This window comes from Massilia sp. TWR1-2-2, assembly GCF_049897565.1.
In the GTDB taxonomy this organism is placed as follows: domain Bacteria; phylum Pseudomonadota; class Gammaproteobacteria; order Burkholderiales; family Burkholderiaceae_D; genus JAFCUW01.
Genome location: NZ_JAFCWM010000037.1, coordinates 1 through 17,537, shown reverse-complemented (window position 1 = coordinate 17,537; position 17,537 = coordinate 1). Strand labels below are relative to the sequence as shown.

Sequence of the window (17,537 nt, the reverse complement as noted above, 5' to 3'; positions counted from 1 at the left end):
TGCCGTTTTCCAACATTTCATGGGAGTGGAACATGGCAGTTTTTGGGTACGGACGAGTCTCCACGGTTGATCAGTCTGCGGACAATCAGAGGCTTGAAATCGAGCGGGCCGGCTATTCTGTCGAATACTGGTATGCCGATACCATCAGCGGCAAGGCACACGCAGCCCAGCGCAAGCAGTTCGGCGGCATGATCGCAAAACTTAGGAAGAAGGACACCGTAGTGGTTTCTAAGCTTGATCGCCTCGGAAGGGATGCACCGGATGTGCTAGTGACAATCAAGGCACTGGCTATGCTTGGTGTCGAAGTCGTGGTGCTCCAACTAGGAAAACTTGATCTCACTTCACCTGCCGGCAAACTCATGCTGGCCATGTTGGCCGCAGTCGCTGAGATGGAGAGGGATTTGATCGTTGAACGTACTCAAGCAGGGCTGGCACGTGCCAAGGCGGAAGGCAAGACGCTTGGAAGACCCGTCAAAACGACGCCGGCACAGCGCAAGGCTATAATTGATGCCTACGCTAGCAAGCGGAGCGTGAGTGCATTGGCGGCGCTTTATGGTATTTCACGCGCAACCGTTCTAACGATTGTAAAACCACCGATCCTATGCGATGCCTGTTAGTGAACTTGGATAATTTCGGTGAGGAATAATGCGACAATGCTTCCAATTGTCAACAGCGATTTAAAACTGATACAGTTTTGGCGCTTGCAGCGATTTAAAACTGATACACCTCCGTCACCAGCACTCGCTGGATTTCCACTCTCTTCATAACTCGTTCAATCAGCCTTGCCTGCGCTGATACCCTTGATGGTACCGGCTTGGCGCTGGTGCTTTAGCCGGTAACTTTCTCCGGCGATCGGCACGATGTGCGCGTGGTGCAGCAACCGGTCCAGCAGCGCTGCCGTCAACGTCGTGTCCTGCGCAAACGTGGCGTCCCATTGGCCGAACGGCAGGTTGCTCGTTACGATCAGGCTGCCTTTTTCATACAGCGCCGCGATCACCTGGAAGAACAGGTTGGCCTGCTCGCGGTTCATCGGCAGGTAGCCAATTTCATCGATGATCAGCAGCCGGTAAGTCTTGATGGCCCGATGCATCACCGTCTTTAAACTGTTTTGCGCGTGCGCCGTCGTCAGTGTCAGCAACAAGTCCGACGCCGTCATGAAGCGAGTCTTGATGCCGGCCTGCGTAGCTTTGTAGCCCAACGCCATTGCCAAGTGGGTCTTGCCCACGCCGCTGGGGCCAACGAGTACCACGTTCTCGTTGCGCTCGATGAAGCCCAGTCCGGCCAGCTCCTCTATCTGGCTGCGCTTGACGCCCTTGGCGAAGTCATAGTTGAACTGCTCCAGCGTCTTAATCGCCGGGAAGCCGGCCAGGCGCGTCATCATGGTCTGCTTGCGTACGGTCCGTCCCGCCATTTCCTCGCGCAGCAAGGCCTCCAGGAAATCGCTGTAAGCTATCTCGTCCTTGGCCGCCTTCTGGGCCGCGGCACCGTAGCTTTGGCCCACGAAGTACAGCTTGAGCGCCTCGCACAGTTCGGTGATACGTTCGTGTTGCAGGTTCATGCCGCCATTCCTTGTGTGACGTTTATCAGCAGCTGTTCATAGACCGCCAGCGGGTGCTGCGCCGGCGCTGCTTTGGCGATGCGCTCGATCACGATCGCCGGGCGTGGCGCCGATGGCTCTGGCGCCGCTGCCTGCGGCCGCGCGGCAGCGATGTCACCCCGCCATGGCGCCGCCAGCGCTTGCAGGTGTGATACTTCCTTTGCCATCCGCTCGGCCGGTTTCTCCTGCGTCGTGCCATGCACCCGCTCGTTGGCGACCTCGCGCAGCCAACGTGTTATCTCAACGTTCGCAGTGATGACGTCGAGCTGCAAACCGCTCTGGCCCAGGCGGCTTGCCAGCGGCACGTAAAACGACCTGCGCAGATAGCCGTTGAAGCGCTCGACCTTGCCCTTGGTCTGGGCTCGATACGGCTGGCACAGCTTAATCCGGAAGCCGCTGTGCTTGGCGAAGTCGAGGAAGCCGGCGTGGTAGCGGTGAAGCCCTTCGCCGTACACGTCGCGCTCGATGACGACCGTCTTCATGTTGTCGTACAGGACCTTGCGCGGCACGCCGCCGAATGCGGCGAAGGCGCGCTCATGGCAGCCGATCAGCGTGGCCACCTTCATGTCGCTGACGAACTCGACATAGCTGGCACGGCTGTAGCCCATCGTGGCGCAGAACGCATGCAGCGGCGCGCTGCCTTTGCGGAACTCGACCCAATCGACCTGCAACTGCTCGCCCATCTCGGTCTCGAAGCGTATTACCGGCTCGACCGGCAGCGTCGGCCGCAGCGAGCGCATGAGCGCGCGCAACTGACTCAAGCCGCCCTGGTATCCACGCTCGACGATCTCACTGTGCAACACGCTCGCCGGTATCCAGTTCGGCTGCGCCGCCACCTGCCGCTCCCGCAGATAGGCCTCGTATGGCGCCAGCTTGCTTGGCCTCTTTACCTTGCGCTCGTATTTCGGCACCGCCTTCAACGCCAGGTGCCGCCGCACCGTGTTCACTGCACAGCCCATCTCGGCGGCGATCCGTCGCAGACTCAACCCATGCTTGCTCAATAACTGAATTTCCACATACACCTCGTTCGGTTTCAAGGCTGCTCCGCAAAGCAGCCATCTTCTCAAATCGGTGTATCAGTTTTCAATCGCTGCTGTGTATCAGTTTACAACCGCTGCTGACACCAATGCAGATCGTCGGTGCCGGCGGCACTATTTTCAAATCCACCACTACCCGGGATTCCGAGATGTTTACGCGCAATGATTTACAACATTGGGTTGTACAGGCAATTGATGCGAACGGGGGCTCCTCAAACATAGTTGCCGTAGCAAGGCACATTTGGCAGAATCATGCAAAGGACCTTCAAGCTTCGGGGGACCTTTTCTACACCTGGCAGTACGACATGCGGTGGGCATGCACTCGTTTGCGCGAGACAAAGGTTGTTCAGGAAGCCGACGTGTCAAAGCGCGGCGAGTGGCGACTTGCCTGAGGCCGTGGGAACAAAGCTGAGAATTGTCAGTCACCTTATCGCCCCTCTGGTACACGATCCAACGAGAGAGATCAAAAGCGCCGGGCCACTGGGGGCGATTCTATGCGCGCCTAGCTCGCACTTGCCAGCAGCCGCCGAATATCCGCCACCGCCCATCCAAGCCGTCCGTTTATCCGAATCGGGCGCAATGGTCCATTTTCATGGCAGGCCCAAGCACGCAGTGTTTGTGGTTTACGGTTGAGCCACTCGGCGGCTTGGGACGTGTCAACGTGGCTCCGGTTTTCGGCATCGATCAAAATTGACGCGGGCGAATCAGGCGGCATCGATTGGCGGGCAATAGGGAGTGGTAAATCGCGAATGTGTATCGCGGTCTCTAGTTGTAGCGGCTCGCGTTTGAAAACGGCCATGCTCGCATTCGACGCGTTTTCCTGCTCGAATTAACCGCAAATGACGGTATGGCCGTGCTCACGCTATCTGCAAACGTGCTTGCAATCGGCCGCGCCAGCTCGCATTTGACGGCCGCATGCTCGCGCTGACTGCAAATGAAACCCACGCGTTAACAGGCTGTTTCCGACCCATAGCGGACGCTGGCAGGACGACTAAGCTATTTAGCTAGAAATGCTTTGATTCGATTTGCACAAGAATGGCAAAAAGCTTTTTTATATCTACCGGTTTTACAAAATGATAGTCGAATCCTGCGGCCAAAGAATTCTTGTGATCATTTTCCTGGCCATATCCCGTTATTGCTATCAAAGTAGCTTTGGCATTCTCAGGTTGAGAACGGAGTCGCCGTGCCAGTTTATTGCCATCCATTTCAGGCAAGCCGATATCAAGTAGGAACACTAGCGGCAGCTCAGCTTTGGCCCGTTCTAACGCCCGACGTGCGCTATGCTCGACTAGTACCTCGTGTCCTGATGCCTCCAGTAGCATGGCCAGCATGACTGCGGCATCGATGTTGTCGTCCACGATCATGATGCGCAGCGCCTTGGTACTTTTCTGCAAAGCTAAGTCGGGGTCTTGTGCTACCTTTGATCCTTCATCGGCAAGCAGGCGCGGCAGGCAGACGCTAAATGTGCTGCCATTGCCCAATCCTGCGCTCTTGCACGTCACAGTGCCGCCATGCAGCTCCACCAAGCTTTTGACCAACGCCAGTCCCAAGCCCAGCCCACCAGAAGAACGGTCTGAAGTGCGCTCGGCCTGGGCGAACAGATCGAATGCGCGCGCGACCAAGTCAGGGGCCATACCCATGCCGTCGTCACTAATCTCAATGTGTACGTGGGCATCGCGCACCTTGGTTCGGATCAAGAGATGGCCGCCCTCATGGGTGTACTTGGCCGCATTGCTCAGCAGATTCGTAATTACTTGCACCAGCCGCTTTTTGTCGCCCAGGACCAGGGTCGCATCGTCTGTCAGCTGCGTGCCGATGTAGTGCCGTCTTGACTCGATCAAGGGCATGGCCTGCTCGATGGCGTCGGTGATGATGTCGCCGATGTTTAGCGGCGCGGTGTCAAGCTCGACCAAGCCACGCGTGACCCGCGACATATCGAGCAAGTCGTTCACCAAGCCGGTCATATGGTCCACTTGCCGTCCAATGATCTGGCTGGTTTGCCGCACCTGCTCTTCATCCAGCTTCACCGATTGCAGCAGTTCGGCGGCAGCACCGATGGGTGCCAACGGATTGCGCAGTTCATGCGCCAGCATGGCCAGGAAGTCATCCTTGCGTCGGTCGGCATCCGTTAGCTTTTCCTCTGCCACCTTGCGACTAGTGATATCACGGCAAAAGAGAGCAATTCCGTCTTCCATGGACGGATATACTCTAAGTTCCAGGCAGAAGACCGTGCCATCCAAATGTGCATATTGGACCTCCATGGTTTCGGGTAATTGCGTTTGCATCACCCGCCGATAAAGGTTCTCTACCTCGGACCCTACCAGCTCAGACCACATCTCCCAATGGTTGCTGCCGACGACTTGCTGCCCGACCCGATCGCTCAGCCGAAGGCCCTCCGCGTTTATGTACCGTACGGTCCAATCGCGATCGATCATCACAAAACCTTCATTCATCGTATCGAAGATGTACTGGCTGTGATCCCGCTGAGACCGCAGGTCGGTTTGAGCACGGGCGCTTTCCATGGCAGACCAAGTCCGATCAAGCATGTCTTGGGCCAAAGCAATTTCATGTTCGGTCCAGTAATGGGGTCGTGAATCATGCAGGTTCAGAATGGCACGCAGCCGCCCCGCTTTTATTAGCGGGATCGCCACGAAAGAGCACACGCCATTGGCGGCATAGGCATCTGCATAGGCGGCGGATCGGTCATCGCTGGTGACATCATCGATGACCAAGGTTTTCCCGGCAAGAATATCTTGACGTACAAAAAGACCAAAATCATCCAAGTGCAAAACCACTCCAGCCATCGACGGTAACTCGCCGTTGGTCCAATCAGCATTCATGCGGACGGTTTTGCCTGAATCATCGGCTTCAGCATAGACCACCCGCGCCACACCAAGGTATGTACCGAGTTGGTGGCTTGCCACGGCAACGACTTCTTCGGGGTTTGCCAACGGACGGATGCGGTCAGCGATCTGGACCTGAAACGCCTGTCTGGATTTGGCCGCTTCCAGCTCCTTGATCTCGCGCGCAAGCGCAAGCTCAGTCTCCTTCTTGCGAGTGATATCGACTGCAATGCCTGCAAACCGCTCCTTGTCGAAGTACGGCGAGCCGTATATTTTGCCGCGTGCGTTTATCCAGATGTCTTGTCCCGACTTCTGAGGAATACGGTATTCAGCATCGTAGGGCGTTCGGTTCTCGATTGCCCAGGTCACCGCATCCACCACGCGTTGGCGATCCTCGGGATGGATCAAGTTGATTAGCTGCTCCAAGTTCGTGCCACCTTCGGCTGCCATGGCATCGTCCTGAAACAACCTGGCGAACTGCGCATCAAGATAAGTAACGTTGGTTTCCAGCTCCACTGACCAGGTGCCAATGCTGCTCGACGCGTCGAGCAAAATCTGTAGGCGTTGTTCACTCTCGCGGTGCTTGGTAATGGCATTGGCCTTGTCCGTGGTCTCGACGCATACGCACTGAATGCCGACAATGTTGCCGTCGCTTCTGCACAGGGGGCTGTAGAAAAAAGTGACCCAAACTTGCTCAAGTCCACCGCCGCGCAAGATATCGAAGGACATATCTTTGATCAGCAAGGACTCGCCAGCTAACGCCCGCTTCACGTAAGGTTCGATGCTTTCTCGCGCTTCAGCCCAGATTTCGAGGTGTGGCTGCGCCATTGCCTTAGGGTGCTTGGTGCCTAGGAGCCCTATAAAGGCATCATTGTAGACAATCTCAAGTTTTGCTCCCCAAGCGACGAACATTGGAAGCGAACAACTAAATACCTGCTCGACAGCTATCTTGAGCTCAGTTGGCCAGCGTTGCGGCGGACCCAGGTCGGTGACGTTCCAATCCATACGGCGAGTAAGATTTTCCATTTCACTGGTGCCGCGTATGAAGGTGGACGGATCGTTGTTTGTCATGAACGGATTTTTAAGAGTAAGAAAATATACGGTAGCTCGTTCCCACTTACCCACCATTCAATTGAATGTCTGCTGTGGCCGAAAGCGAAAGTTGCACGCAGACGATTGTATCTTACAGGTACACCCAAACGGGCCATTTCGGTGAGACGAATATTTTGTCTCAATAGGGTTGTTTTTCCGTTTCCGAGATGCTACCTTTGAAGGGTCTAAAAGCCTAACGAGACAAACCCGACCATGGCACTTTACGGATATGCCCGCGTTTCCAGCAGCGACCAGGATTTCGCGCTGCAAGAGCAGGCGCTGCGCGCGGCCGGCTGTGAAATTATCCGATCCGAGAAGGCGAGCGGCACCAGCCGCGTCGGCCGCACTGAGCTGGAGACGCTACTTAATTTTCTGAGGCGTGGCGATACGCTGGTCGTGACGAGGATTGATCGCCTGGCGCGCAGCATCAAAGACCTTCAAGATATCGTGCACACGTTGAAAGAACGCGGCATTACCTTAAAGGCAACGGAACAGCCCATCGATACTCGTAGCGCGGCGGGAAAGGCTTTCCTGGACATGCTGGGCGTGTTCGCTGAATTCGAAACTAACCTCCGGCGCGAGCGCCAACTCGAAGGCATTGCCGCAGCAAAAACGCGGGGTGCCTACCATGGGCGAAAACCGTCGGTTGACTCCGCCGAGGTCCTGCGCCTACGTGTCGAGGAGAAGCTGGGCGCGACAGAGATTGCACGGCGGCTCGGTGTCGGTCGCGCCTCGGTCTACCGCGCGCTAGCCCGCAATGAGCAACCGACATAAGACAATTCCTGTAGATTCGCTGCTGCAGTTGCGGCAGCGGCTGGACCGTTTGCCGCGAAAGAGTTCAGAGCGTGTCACCCAAATCTCCGCCGTGGCCAGCCTTTACGGCGTCTCCGCGACAACCGTCTATAGAGCACTTCAAGCGTTTCAGAAACCGCACTCTGCGCATCGCGCCGACTATGGCAAGCCGAGGATGTTGCCGCAAGCGGAGTTGGAGCGATATTGCGAGCTGATCGCGGCGCTGAAACTGCGCACCACCAACAAGGCCGGCCGCCACCTTTCCACCGGGCGTGCGATCGAGTTGATGGAAGACCATGGGGTGGAGACAGTGCAGGGCTTGATCAAGGCGCCCAAAGGTCTGCTGCGGCGCCCGACCGTCAATCGTTACCTCTCATTGCTGCGGCTGGACCAGCCCCACTTGTTGCGCGAACCACCGGCCGTGCGCTTCCAGGCAGAGCATAGCAACGACTGCTGGCAATTCGATATGTCGCCGTCCGACCTCAAGCAAATCGACAAGCCAGATTGGATTGATCCTTCAAAGGGTGTGCCGACCTTGATGCTGTTCAGCGTGGTGGACGACCGCAGCGGCGTCGGCTACCAGGAGTACCAGTGCGTGTATGGCGAGGATGCGGAGTCCGCGCTGCGCTTCCTGTTCAACGCCATGGCCGTCAAGGCCGATCCCACGTTTCCGTTCCAAGGCCGACCGAAGATGATCTATCTGGACAATGGGCCGGTAGCCAAGAGCAGGGTGTTTCAAAACGTCATGCTGGCCCTCGATATCGAGTGGCTGACACACATCCCAGTCGGCAAGGACGGAACACGTACGACGGCGCGTTCAAAAGGAAAGGTTGAGCGCCCGTTCAGGACAGTGAAGGAGGCGCATGAAACGCTTTACCATTTTCACAAGCCGGAGACGGAACGCCAGGCCAACGAGTGGCTGATGCGTTACCTACTACGCTACAACGACCAGAGCCATCGTTCTGAGAAACACTCCCGTCTGGCCGATTGGCTGGCCAACTTGCCAGCCGAGGGCGTGCGCGATATGTGCGCGTGGGAGCAGTACTGCCGGTTCGCGCGCGAAGCCGAAAGCCGCAAGGTCGGCATCGACGCGCGCATTTCCATCGGCGGCACTGCCTACCAAGTGGAGCCGGACATGGCCGGCGAGACCGTCGTCCTGCTGTGGGGCCTGTTCGACGACGAAATGTACGTCGAGTTCGACGCTGAGAAATTCGGACCCTACCGCCCGGTGTCCGGGCCGGTCCCGCTGCATCGCTACCGCGCGTTCAAACGCGGCAAAGCGGACGAGCGCGCCGACCGTATCCGCGCGCTCGCCGACCAGCTCCATTTGCCGATCAGCGCTTTGGCCGGAAGCGATATGCACCTTGCGCTGCCGGTCGCTGCCATGTCGCTGCCGCACCAACCGTTCGACGCCGAGGCGCACGCCTACCACTTCGCCGGTGCCATCGCCGCCAAGCTGGCTATCGCCGACGACTTGGTGCGACCACTAGCCAAGCTCGCGCCGGAGGACCGCATCTTCATAGACCAGGTGCTGGCCGAAACACTCAACCGCAGCGTCGTGCTGGCACGCGTGCGGGTCTATTTCCGAAATAAACAATCAGGGGGGCACCATGCGGGTTGAAGTAATGCAGTACTACGGGCTGACGCAGGCGCTCAGTCAAGCCGGCTATTACGAGACCGAGCATCACCAGCAGCTCATCAAGGACATCAAGGGAGCGGTCATGCAGGGGCGTCTGATCGCCGTCTGCGGCGTCGTGGGCAGTGGCAAGACCGTCACACTGCGCCGCCTTCAGCAGATCCTGAAGGAGGAAAACCGCGTGTTCGTCGCCAAGTCGGTTTCGGTGGAGAAGCACAGCATCAAACTCGCCACACTGATTTCAGCGCTCTATTACGATCTATCGCAGGACAAGCAGGTGCAGATCCCCAAGCAGGGCGAACGGCGCGACCGCGAGCTGCAGGAGCTGGTGAAAAAGGGGAAACGCCCTGTCGCGCTATTCATCGACGAGGCGCACGACCTGAACGGCCATACGCTCATCGGCCTTAAGCGCTTGATGGAGGTCGTGGAAGATGTCGGCGGACGGTTGTCGGTGATCCTGGCCGGACATCCCAAACTACGTAACGACCTGCGTCGGCCGACGATGGAGGAAATCGGCTACCGCACCGACATCTTCAATTTGGATGGCATCGCCGGAAGCCAGCGCGACTACATCCACTGGCTGCTTGGCGTCAGCACCGGCAATCAGGCCGAGCCAGCGGATATCCTGACGGCCCAGGCGATCGACATGCTGGCCACCAAGCTGCGCACACCGCTGCAGGTTCAGTTGCACCTGACGTTGGCCCTCGAAGCGGGCTATCAGACGGGCGAAAAACCGGTCACGGCGGAATTGGTGGAGACGGTGCTGTCGCGCCAGCTCGACGACCTGGAGCCGACACTGGCGCGGCACGGCTACCGGCTCAAGGATATGACCGAACAGTTCGACGCTAAGGCAGCGGAGATCCGTGCAATGTTCAGCAACCAGCTAGAACCGAAGCGCACGGCCGAGATCCGCGAGCGCATGCTGGCAGCGGGCTTGCCGATATGAGCCATCATTTGCAGTTAGCGTGAGCCGACGGCGGTGGAATGCGAGCCGGCGCCATCGATTGCAAACTCGTTTGCAGATAGTGTGAGCATGTGCCCACCGTCATTTGCAGTTAATTCGAGCCGAAACCGGTGTCGAATGCGAGTACGGGCGGTTTCAAACGCGAGCCGCTACATCTAGTGCCTGTAATCTTGTCTCCAATTCCGCAATATAAGCTAAGATCTCCTGCAGCGCCGCAGCGGCGCGGACAAGCGCTTGAGCCGCGCATGTAGGAATGGAATTCTCTGCCGGCGGGTGAGCGGGGGTTGCCGGACACGGCGTTGCCGACTTGTGTTCAAAGGTGAATTTGGCGGGCGTCCGGGTTCTCATAGGCAGTTTTCATACCTTGGCGAATGCGTAATACATGAGCCATACTAATGCAGCTTACTACGGTACTGTAGAGGCACGTCAGGCGACACTCGTTTTGGGCATTGGCGTGACGACGCCGAAGCATGTGATCAAAAAACAAAATCAAAGGAATGTCATGCACATTCGTAAATCGCACCCAGTTCCCGCTATCGTCGATGCGCCGGACCTAGAGTACCGCCCTGCAAGTTGGCCCAAGGCCGCGCTCGCTCTTCGCCTTTGGCGGACAACAGTTTCAAACGCTACGTTAGTGTGGGCAGTAGTATCTATGAATGGCGTTCGTCGGCTGCGCCGCGTCATTTGGGCGCCGGCGTTGGACGGCAAGACATCCGCGTATCCAAATATTATTGACACAGCAGAGGTTCAAATGCCCACTGCAATATTTGACGCGCTTGTAGGTGACTTAGCGGCGATCTCGTTCCCCGCGTTTGCTCCGAGACAGATGGGATGTGATGGAGAGATGCGCGGCATCGAGCGGAGTGGATTTGCTACCAATGTCGCTTTAGATTGGTGGGCCGGCGCGCCGGTCGGTTGGGACGCACTAGAGGGTTGGCATGCCGAGACCGAAAATATTCTCGAAAGACTGCTGCCGCCGGTGCCTGCCTATTTCAACATTGGATACCGTGCCCGTCAGGGGCCTCTGTGACAAATCCCTGACTGCAGAGAGCGGTGGGCGAGTTCATCACATTCGATTACAGCCGCTTTTGAATCCTTGGTTTTCGCACTAACTGAATCGCTAACCACTAACCTGCGCGAACGAAACGGTTGGTCACTTTCACCGTATTTATGCGAACTCAGGACCGGCGACGTAAGGACGGGGCACTTATTGCATGCCCCTTTCCGCCGGGGGAAAGGTCCCCGCAGACGCAAGAGTCCCCTTCCAAATGTCATCTTCTACATTATGGCCCCTCCTGGGCTTCCGAGTATTCTGCTCTCAATTCCCGCTTCGTAACCTCTGCACCTCCTTAGGGTCGAGGAATTCTCGGCGGGAATAGCTGATCCTTGTAAGCCGACGGCGTGCCAATTGCCGCACCGTCTCTCTGTACGCGTTCCCGACAGATGTATGCACTCGATGCACGCGTGTCGCTCATCTCGCCGGTTATCCCGCAACGCCAGTAGATCCGTCATGTCCTTTGCCTCGTCGACACACAAGCCTCGATTGATGAACAGCGCTTGCCGGGCCGCCTGCGCATCCAGTGATGCCGAGAGCCCAAAGTAGGGAATCTGACCGATGAACCAGGAGCGCACCTTTGCGTCTCGCTCGCATTCGATAAGAACGCTTACTATGACGGTCGAGTCTGCTTCGCCTATGAATTGCAACCATTTGCTGATCAATTCGCTTTCGACAGTCGACATGGGCGCGAACGCTGCTGCCCCTTCTCCGTTGGTGGGCGTGAGCAACCTGCTGCCTAGTCTCTCGGCGCACCGCTCAATTATTTGAAAAGAGGGTGGGACCGGACCTACAAAAGCTACAAAAGGCGCTTTCGTAGGTTCCGTAGGCATTGCAGCTGGGGCCGCTTCCAATTCCTTGAGGCGTGAGAGCCAGTTCATGCCGCGCCGCCAGTAAGTGCCAATGGGTTCACGACGTAGCGTTCGCTTGGCCGGCCTGCTGTCTTTTGTACTTCGTAGCGCAACCAATCGAAGGTCTCAAGCACGTCGGCGGCCTTTCGCACGAGGTCCGGCGTGTTCAGACCAGCCCAACCTTTCTGAGCTACGAAACGTGGCGTAAACTCGGCGCCCAGGCTGCCGCCCATTATTTTCTTGAGCAAAGATGCCGCCCCGGTTACCTCTGGCGTTGTCGCTGCCGAATACACGCGTACAGCGTGGCTGCGCAGATAATCACCCCACGCGAACGCCCGCATCAGTTCGGCCTTACCGACTACGTAGCCATTATCTGGCGTATCGACAACAGCGAAAATCAGCGCTAACGCGGGAATCAGCTTACGAAATTTTGAAAAGTGCGATTCCAGCGCTGGGTGCAAGTTGCCGCTTTTCAGCTCCTGTTCTGATTCCTTGCGCCATTCGACGTACAAAGCTTGTGCGGCGGCGTCGAACTTCCAAACGTTCGGTTCTGTTTCGCTCGCGGGCTGGATCGCCGAGATGCGTTCAAACACAGCGTAAGCAGCTTCCTTGGCATTTGTATCGGGGTGCTGATCGACGTGTTGAAACACACCATGGGTGTCTGGCCAGATGGTCAACCCAAAGCGCTGCAGCAGGCCGTCGTCGGCAGCGCCGCCGGATACCGCGCCTCGTACGTACTCCTGCAGGCGGCCCGGTTGAATTCCCCCGATCATCGCGAGGCACACGCGGGGAATATGCACAGTGCCCCGCCCGATCCGGTCAAACGTATAGCCCTGATTACCATCGTATGATTGCAGGTAGAAAGATCGTGCGCCTTCCTGGCCTTGCTTGTCCATGCTAGTCAGCAGACCATAAATTTCATCGCGATACACGAGAACGCCCCAAGGATTTACTTGCAGCAGTTCTCCGAGTTTTTCTACCGTGGCATCATTGACGATGTACCGCCGCGCCTCGGGTTCGCTTGGGGTACCCAATGGTTCTAATAGGGCTCGCGCAGCCGCCGGGTCCTTGCTCGCGAGACCTTTGGCCTTCTTCTCGTTATCGGCAGTTTGCAGTTCCGCCAGCTTCGCGTCGAGGAACCACGCATCATGCGCCGTTTTCCACTGTTCAACCTCAGTTCGTTGCAGATGGGATATCGGCTTAAGCACCTCCCCGAGCGCAGGGCTTTTCATAACGCCGGGTCTCCCTACTAACAAACCCCACAAGTTCGACACCACCTGCCATTCGTCGTGCTCCTTCGGCTGGATGACAGCGCGGGCGCCGATCAAGCTAGACACCCCCACAACGGCGCCAACGGCGGCGAAATCCGGCGGGCACTGCATCCGGTGCGCAATGTCCATTACCCATGCACGCAGCGCTAGCGGCATCAGGTCCGGGTCGAATGGCTGCACCGGAGGGAGCGCATTCGGTAGGGGCGTAGGTTCGGGCCAGTTTTGGGCAGCTATTTCGGCCGCACGGTCGAGCTGCGCCAAAGTGTTATCGGGCACGCTTGCTCGTGCGATCGCTAGCCTAACAGCTTCGGCGCCGACCGATCGATGCATATCGTTGAAGTCCGTTGCCCCGTCGTTTCGATTTGTGGCGAACACAGGAACCGCGATCGAGCCCTGCACCGCTCGCGCTGCTACTGTCGCCTTCGTCAGTCCCGGATTGCCAGCAGTCAGATGATCATCATCTGCAGCAATCACGATGGGAAGAGTTGGATATTTTTTACGTAGTTCGATTGCAACAGCGTCGAGGTTGCCAGCGTTGAAAGCCACAGCAACGGCGTGGCCGGTACATTCGTAGAGGCTCGCGCCGGTTGCAAATCCTTCGCAGACGATCACGAGACCTTTAGGAGTCCCGATCCCGAAGTAACAGCCCGTGACGCGCCCGCCAGTCAGAAATCGCTTGCTGCCATCTGGCTTGATTGATTGGAGGCTGTGCAGTGTGCGTTCGGTGTCGTACAGGGGAATTAACAAGGCTTCCCCTTGCAGCTTGACCCCGTGCGCCAAGATGCCCTTTGTCGTCAGATATGGATGGTCGACAGCTGGCGTCGAATGCGTCAGCCGAGCCGCAGCGGTCATTCTCGCTGCTGTCTGCAACTGGGCTTGTTCCTCGTCGCGCTGGCGCATCATCGCATTGGTACGCACGCGCATTTCCTGGCACTCGTTGGCTGTCAGCTCGGTTGCACGCTCAGCACTCCAAGTTGACTGCAGGCCGCTGCGCCAGCATCCGAATGCGCCTGAGGGGATCGCATCACCGTGCAAAATGTACCAGCCAGACGTGTCCCGGGGCTTGCCGTTCGTGCTAAACCGCCGCAAGGTACCATCGTCGGTAATATTGTCCGGTGCTGACAGGCCGCAAGCACCGATTGCAGACCTGAATTGGTCAATGTGAGTGCCAAACGAAGAGCTAGTGAATTTGACATCAGGTGACGTGATGCTTGATGTGTTCGATAGGAGGTATGGACGTCCCTGGGCCGAAGCTACCGTTTGCCCGGTGCCTTGTTGTGTGGTCATGATCACGCCCCCTTTACGATTCGTTGCGGGAGCTGATGCGACTGTCCAGCCAGCTATCAATATCGGATTCAAGCCAGCCAACGGCCCGAGGTCCAAGCGATACGCTCGACGGAAACTCTTTCTTTTTTATTGCTTCGTAGATTGTGCTGCGGGACAACCCGATGCGGGATTTAAGTTCGGGCATCCGTATGATGCGGTCCACAGCATTGCGCAGCCGTGATACGGGCGCTGTTTGAGTTTTGGCAGTATTGCGAAAAGTTTTGTGAGCGCGGTTTGCTCGATCACTGTCGGGGTCGCCATCGCCATCGCCATCCCCGTCGTCGGCGGCTTCGGCGGCGGCAACGGCAGGGGCGCCCGCCGAGCCCGTCGATTGCACTGCAGAGTCTGGTGATGGTGTCGGATAGCTTCCGTGCGTCGGTTCTACGGCAAGTCTAGGGAGTCCGGCGAAGGTTTCTTTAATTGTAGACTTACTTACCTGCGGTGCGTAGTGCACGTAGTCGCGCATGTTACCTATCAAGAGCACTTTATTACGTTTTTGTGACGACTGTTCCATTTTTTTATTCCGTGCGTAAATGTTGAGAAGATCCAAGGTCGCCGGTGAGCGTCCGGTAGCGTCGGCGAACGCATTCTATGTTTAAATCGAACCCTTGATGACTTCTTTTATGCACTTTTTGTTAAGTGAATTTTTTTGTTGCTGCTCAGCGTGGCGTTCGTCAAGGATCTAAAGAGCCGCTATTCTCGGCAAGTCTCGTGATCGCGGACGCTGGGGCCTTCGACCGAACGCTAACACCCAGGATGCGGATTAGTGTTTCGCCCAGCTGCTCCCAAGCCATGCGCTTTTCGACGACGTAATCGTGATGCAGATAGTGGCGGCGCACCTTGCTGCCGGCGAGAACATGATTCTGGCAGCGGTCGATGGTCTCCAGCGGGACCCCAAGCGCCTGCATCATCGTTGCCCCAGTGCGGCGCAGATCGTGAGGCGTCCAGGGGCCGTTTTTCCCGGCGCCAAGCACCAGCGTGTTGTCGCTTCGGCGATTTTTCATCGGTGAACGGGGCTCTCCGGCCTTTCCCTTCTTGAATCTTGCCTGTCGATCGCCGATCTGCTTCGTGAACGATTTGGTGCCGAGATGTCCCAATCCTTTTGCGTCGGGAAAGCACCAATCATATTCGCCAGTAACTTTGTGAAGCTGGCGAAATTGATCCAGCGCGAACGGCGACAGAAAAATTCGCATATCGGCCAAGCCACCCTTAACGTTCTCCTTCGGGATGAACCACTCGCCAGCGCAGAGGTCGACGTCATCCCATCGCGCAACCGTGAGCTCGCCAACCCGACACATGGTGGACAGCATGATCCAGATCGCGCGCTGCGTTGTTCGCTCTAATGGGCGCGCCGCTACGCGCCTGTCCGGGGCGTTCGCAAACTCATCTTCGCCTCGCTGCAACGCATCGCGAAGCTCAGCTATCTCGGCCGGCGACAACACGCGATCGCTTTGATTATTCATGTCGTACTCTGGGGAGACGATTTTTTCGATCTCAATGAGCTCCATCGGATCACCATCAACCAGCAGCTTGCGCCACGGCTGTCGCTTCCGTCCCCAGGCAAACATCTGCGTCAAGCTATTTCGCATAACCACAGCCGTTCTGTTCACGCCACGGTCCACCAGTTTGCGCAGCACAGCACGAAGGTCATGCTCGGTGACGTCTTTCACCCCGATCATTCCGATGCTGGGTAAGATGTTCACCGCAAATGACCGCTTGAGCTCGGCGTTACCATCCTTGCGCCGCACGCCATCAGCGATCCACGCGTCGAAGAGATTTTTGACGGTCAATGACTCGGCTTGTTGCTGCTTTTGCAGTGCCGCGTCGGCCTTCGACTGTTCTCCTGCGTCTGACGAAATTTTGTGTGCTTGCTGCTGCAAGTGCTGCTTGGGATCTAGTCCCCTTTTACGCCAGTCGGAAACTTCAAGCGCCATGCGGCGAGCGATTTCTAGCGTCAGGCGAGTCCCGGCCGTCAGTCGGTAAATTGTGAGAGCGATGTCTGATAGCGCGCTATCGTGCTCCCCTAAAATAATGTAAACAGACTTCGTGCCGACCTTAAATGTGCACATCCAAGTCCGGGATATCGTCCCTGTCACTCCACGACGGAAGCGAACGTAAAGCCCATTTCCGTCCGCTAGGATTTCATCATTCTTAGTCGGCTTGTGCCGATCAATCTTCGTTGCTGTGAGCTTCTGCGCTGCCATTGTGTCACCGACGATCCGTGGTAAGAAATTAGTAAGAAAATTTCGATGGATTGTAGTCTATCATGCTGGACGCTGTCGGACGAGGTTTAGAGGTAAGCTATTGATATTTATATGGTTTGTCGGATTTTATCGGATCGTATCGAACTGTTTTGGACGTGGAATTAATTGCATGGGGTGCAAGGGGTCGAGTGTTCGAATCACTCCGTCCCGACCAACAGAATCAATGACTTAGCCAGACTCAGTGCTGACCTTTTTCATGAGCTAACGCGTTTGACCCTCACACTGACTCCCGCAGATTTGGAGTATCTTCGCGCTTGACGTGCGTCATCGAGCGAAAAGCTCGGCCGGCGCGACGGGCGGGGCGGAATGTCGCAGCTGGCAGGCGCCGGCCTAGTCGCGGGAGCCAAGACCGATATCGAAACGGGCCATTACTTGTGCAAGACCGTTACGACAAGCGGTGTCGAAATCGTCGTAATTCGATAAGGGAAAGCGAGTGAGCGCTTCTGGCGCTCGGGAGGCGGTATTCCTTGCGTCACGCATTAACAATGGTAAGCGTGAATTTCTCCGCACCTAGCGCAGCGATTCAAAGGAGCGGAGCATAGGCGTCCACTTATGGAGGTGGACACCTATGCAAGAGATACGAACTGACTCAGTTTCGGCTGGTAGTGACGGGCACTGGGCGTGATGGCCGGCGCCGCTACGAAGCGGAATCGAAGCGGTCCTTAGCCAGGGCTTGCCTGCAGCCGGGCGTCTCGCTAGCGGGCATGGCGCTCAAGCACGGCGTCAATGCCAACCTGCTGCGCAAATGGGTAGTGGCTTACCAATTGGCCCCGGACGTGCCGGCCGCGCCAGATGCAGCGCCGCTGTCGG

Annotated in this window: 13 protein-coding genes; 6 read left to right on the top strand and 7 right to left on the bottom strand. The window is 57.1% G+C overall.

Annotated elements, in window-relative coordinates:
* Window positions 1-32 precede the first annotated feature (32 nt).
* Window positions 33-617 (top strand): recombinase family protein, encoded by a 585-nt coding sequence (locus ACP7DD_RS23455; RefSeq protein WP_426177393.1) that lies wholly within the window; start codon window positions 33-35, stop codon window positions 615-617.
* Window positions 618-772: 155 nt separating this feature from the next.
* Here ACP7DD_RS23455 and istB read toward each other — a convergent pair whose 3' ends face one another.
* The 4 genes from istB to ACP7DD_RS23435 all read right to left on the bottom strand — a co-directional run bounded on the left by istB (window position 773) and on the right by ACP7DD_RS23435 (window position 6,548).
* The gene (gene istB / locus ACP7DD_RS23450; RefSeq protein ID WP_426177391.1) at window positions 773-1,558 is read right to left on the bottom strand and encodes an IS21-like element helper ATPase IstB; all 786 of its coding nucleotides are present in this window, start codon (window positions 1,556-1,558) and stop codon (window positions 773-775) included.
* A complete protein-coding gene (istA, locus tag ACP7DD_RS23445; protein WP_426177389.1) occupies window positions 1,555-2,634 on the bottom strand; it encodes an IS21 family transposase in 1,080 nt (359 codons plus the stop codon). Before istA ends, istB begins: the two co-directional genes overlap by 4 nt.
* A 502-nt stretch (window positions 2,635-3,136) precedes the next feature.
* Entirely contained in the window at window positions 3,137-3,433 is a 297-nt protein-coding gene (locus tag ACP7DD_RS23440; RefSeq protein WP_426177387.1) for a hypothetical protein, read from the bottom strand.
* Between the two features lie 205 nt (window positions 3,434-3,638).
* Window positions 3,639-6,548, bottom strand: a complete 2,910-nt coding sequence (locus ACP7DD_RS23435; RefSeq protein WP_426177386.1) for an ATP-binding protein — start codon at window positions 6,546-6,548, stop codon at window positions 3,639-3,641.
* Window positions 6,549-6,782: 234 nt separating this feature from the next.
* Here ACP7DD_RS23435 and ACP7DD_RS23430 point away from each other — a divergent pair, with 234 nt between their 5' ends.
* The 4 genes from ACP7DD_RS23430 (at window position 6,783) to ACP7DD_RS23415 (ending at window position 10,991) form a co-directional block, all read left to right on the top strand.
* Window positions 6,783-7,343 (top strand): recombinase family protein, encoded by a 561-nt coding sequence (locus ACP7DD_RS23430; RefSeq protein ID WP_426177384.1) that lies wholly within the window; start codon window positions 6,783-6,785, stop codon window positions 7,341-7,343.
* 4 nt (window positions 7,344-7,347) lie between these two features.
* Window positions 7,348-8,982 carry an IS481 family transposase gene (locus ACP7DD_RS23425; RefSeq protein ID WP_426177409.1) on the top strand — a complete coding sequence of 545 codons (1,635 nt, stop codon included), beginning with the start codon at window positions 7,348-7,350 and terminating at the stop codon, window positions 8,980-8,982.
* A complete protein-coding gene (locus ACP7DD_RS23420; RefSeq protein WP_426177382.1) occupies window positions 8,972-9,943 on the top strand; it encodes an ExeA family protein in 972 nt (323 codons plus the stop codon). The genes ACP7DD_RS23425 and ACP7DD_RS23420 overlap by 11 nt, the downstream gene beginning before the upstream one ends.
* Before the next feature lie 400 nt (window positions 9,944-10,343).
* The gene (locus tag ACP7DD_RS23415; RefSeq protein WP_426177381.1) at window positions 10,344-10,991 is read left to right on the top strand and encodes a hypothetical protein; all 648 of its coding nucleotides are present in this window, start codon (window positions 10,344-10,346) and stop codon (window positions 10,989-10,991) included.
* A gap of 901 nt (window positions 10,992-11,892) precedes the next feature.
* On the opposite strand, the gene ACP7DD_RS23410 is transcribed toward ACP7DD_RS23415, so the two are convergent.
* The 3 genes from ACP7DD_RS23410 to ACP7DD_RS23400 all read right to left on the bottom strand — a co-directional run bounded on the left by ACP7DD_RS23410 (window position 11,893) and on the right by ACP7DD_RS23400 (window position 16,667).
* Window positions 11,893-14,424, bottom strand: a complete 2,532-nt coding sequence (locus tag ACP7DD_RS23410) for a DUF3987 domain-containing protein (protein WP_426177379.1) — start codon at window positions 14,422-14,424, stop codon at window positions 11,893-11,895.
* Window positions 14,425-14,437: 13 nt separating this feature from the next.
* Entirely contained in the window at window positions 14,438-14,977 is a 540-nt protein-coding gene (locus ACP7DD_RS23405) for a helix-turn-helix transcriptional regulator (RefSeq protein ID WP_426177377.1), read from the bottom strand.
* Window positions 14,978-15,137: 160 nt separating this feature from the next.
* Window positions 15,138-16,667, bottom strand: a complete 1,530-nt coding sequence (locus ACP7DD_RS23400; protein WP_426177375.1) for a tyrosine-type recombinase/integrase — start codon at window positions 16,665-16,667, stop codon at window positions 15,138-15,140.
* 665 nt (window positions 16,668-17,332) lie between these two features.
* Between ACP7DD_RS23400 and ACP7DD_RS23395 the strand changes: the two genes are divergently transcribed.
* Window positions 17,333-17,537 (top strand): transposase (locus ACP7DD_RS23395; protein ID WP_426177373.1); only part of this gene is annotated, 205 nt, incomplete at its 3' end.

What these genes read in the sequence shown, in the direction of transcription:
- ACP7DD_RS23455 (WP_426177393.1), top strand. Translation starts at nt 33, where the DNA reads ATGGCAGTTTTTGGGTACGGACGAGTCTCCACGGTTGATCAGTCTGCG.
- istB (WP_426177391.1), bottom strand. Translation starts at nt 1,558, where the DNA reads ATGAACCTGCAACACGAACGTATCACCGAACTGTGCGAGGCGCTCAAG.
- ACP7DD_RS23440 (WP_426177387.1), bottom strand. Translation starts at nt 3,433, where the DNA reads ATGGCCGTTTTCAAACGCGAGCCGCTACAACTAGAGACCGCGATACAC.
- ACP7DD_RS23435 (WP_426177386.1), bottom strand. Translation starts at nt 6,548, where the DNA reads ATGACAAACAACGATCCGTCCACCTTCATACGCGGCACCAGTGAAATG.
- ACP7DD_RS23430 (WP_426177384.1), top strand. Translation starts at nt 6,783, where the DNA reads ATGGCACTTTACGGATATGCCCGCGTTTCCAGCAGCGACCAGGATTTC.
- ACP7DD_RS23420 (WP_426177382.1), top strand. Translation starts at nt 8,972, where the DNA reads ATGCGGGTTGAAGTAATGCAGTACTACGGGCTGACGCAGGCGCTCAGT.
- ACP7DD_RS23415 (WP_426177381.1), top strand. Translation starts at nt 10,344, where the DNA reads ATGAGCCATACTAATGCAGCTTACTACGGTACTGTAGAGGCACGTCAG.
- ACP7DD_RS23410 (WP_426177379.1), bottom strand. Translation starts at nt 14,424, where the DNA reads ATGACCACACAACAAGGCACCGGGCAAACGGTAGCTTCGGCCCAGGGA.
- ACP7DD_RS23405 (WP_426177377.1), bottom strand. Translation starts at nt 14,977, where the DNA reads ATGGAACAGTCGTCACAAAAACGTAATAAAGTGCTCTTGATAGGTAAC.
- ACP7DD_RS23400 (WP_426177375.1), bottom strand. Translation starts at nt 16,667, where the DNA reads ATGGCAGCGCAGAAGCTCACAGCAACGAAGATTGATCGGCACAAGCCG.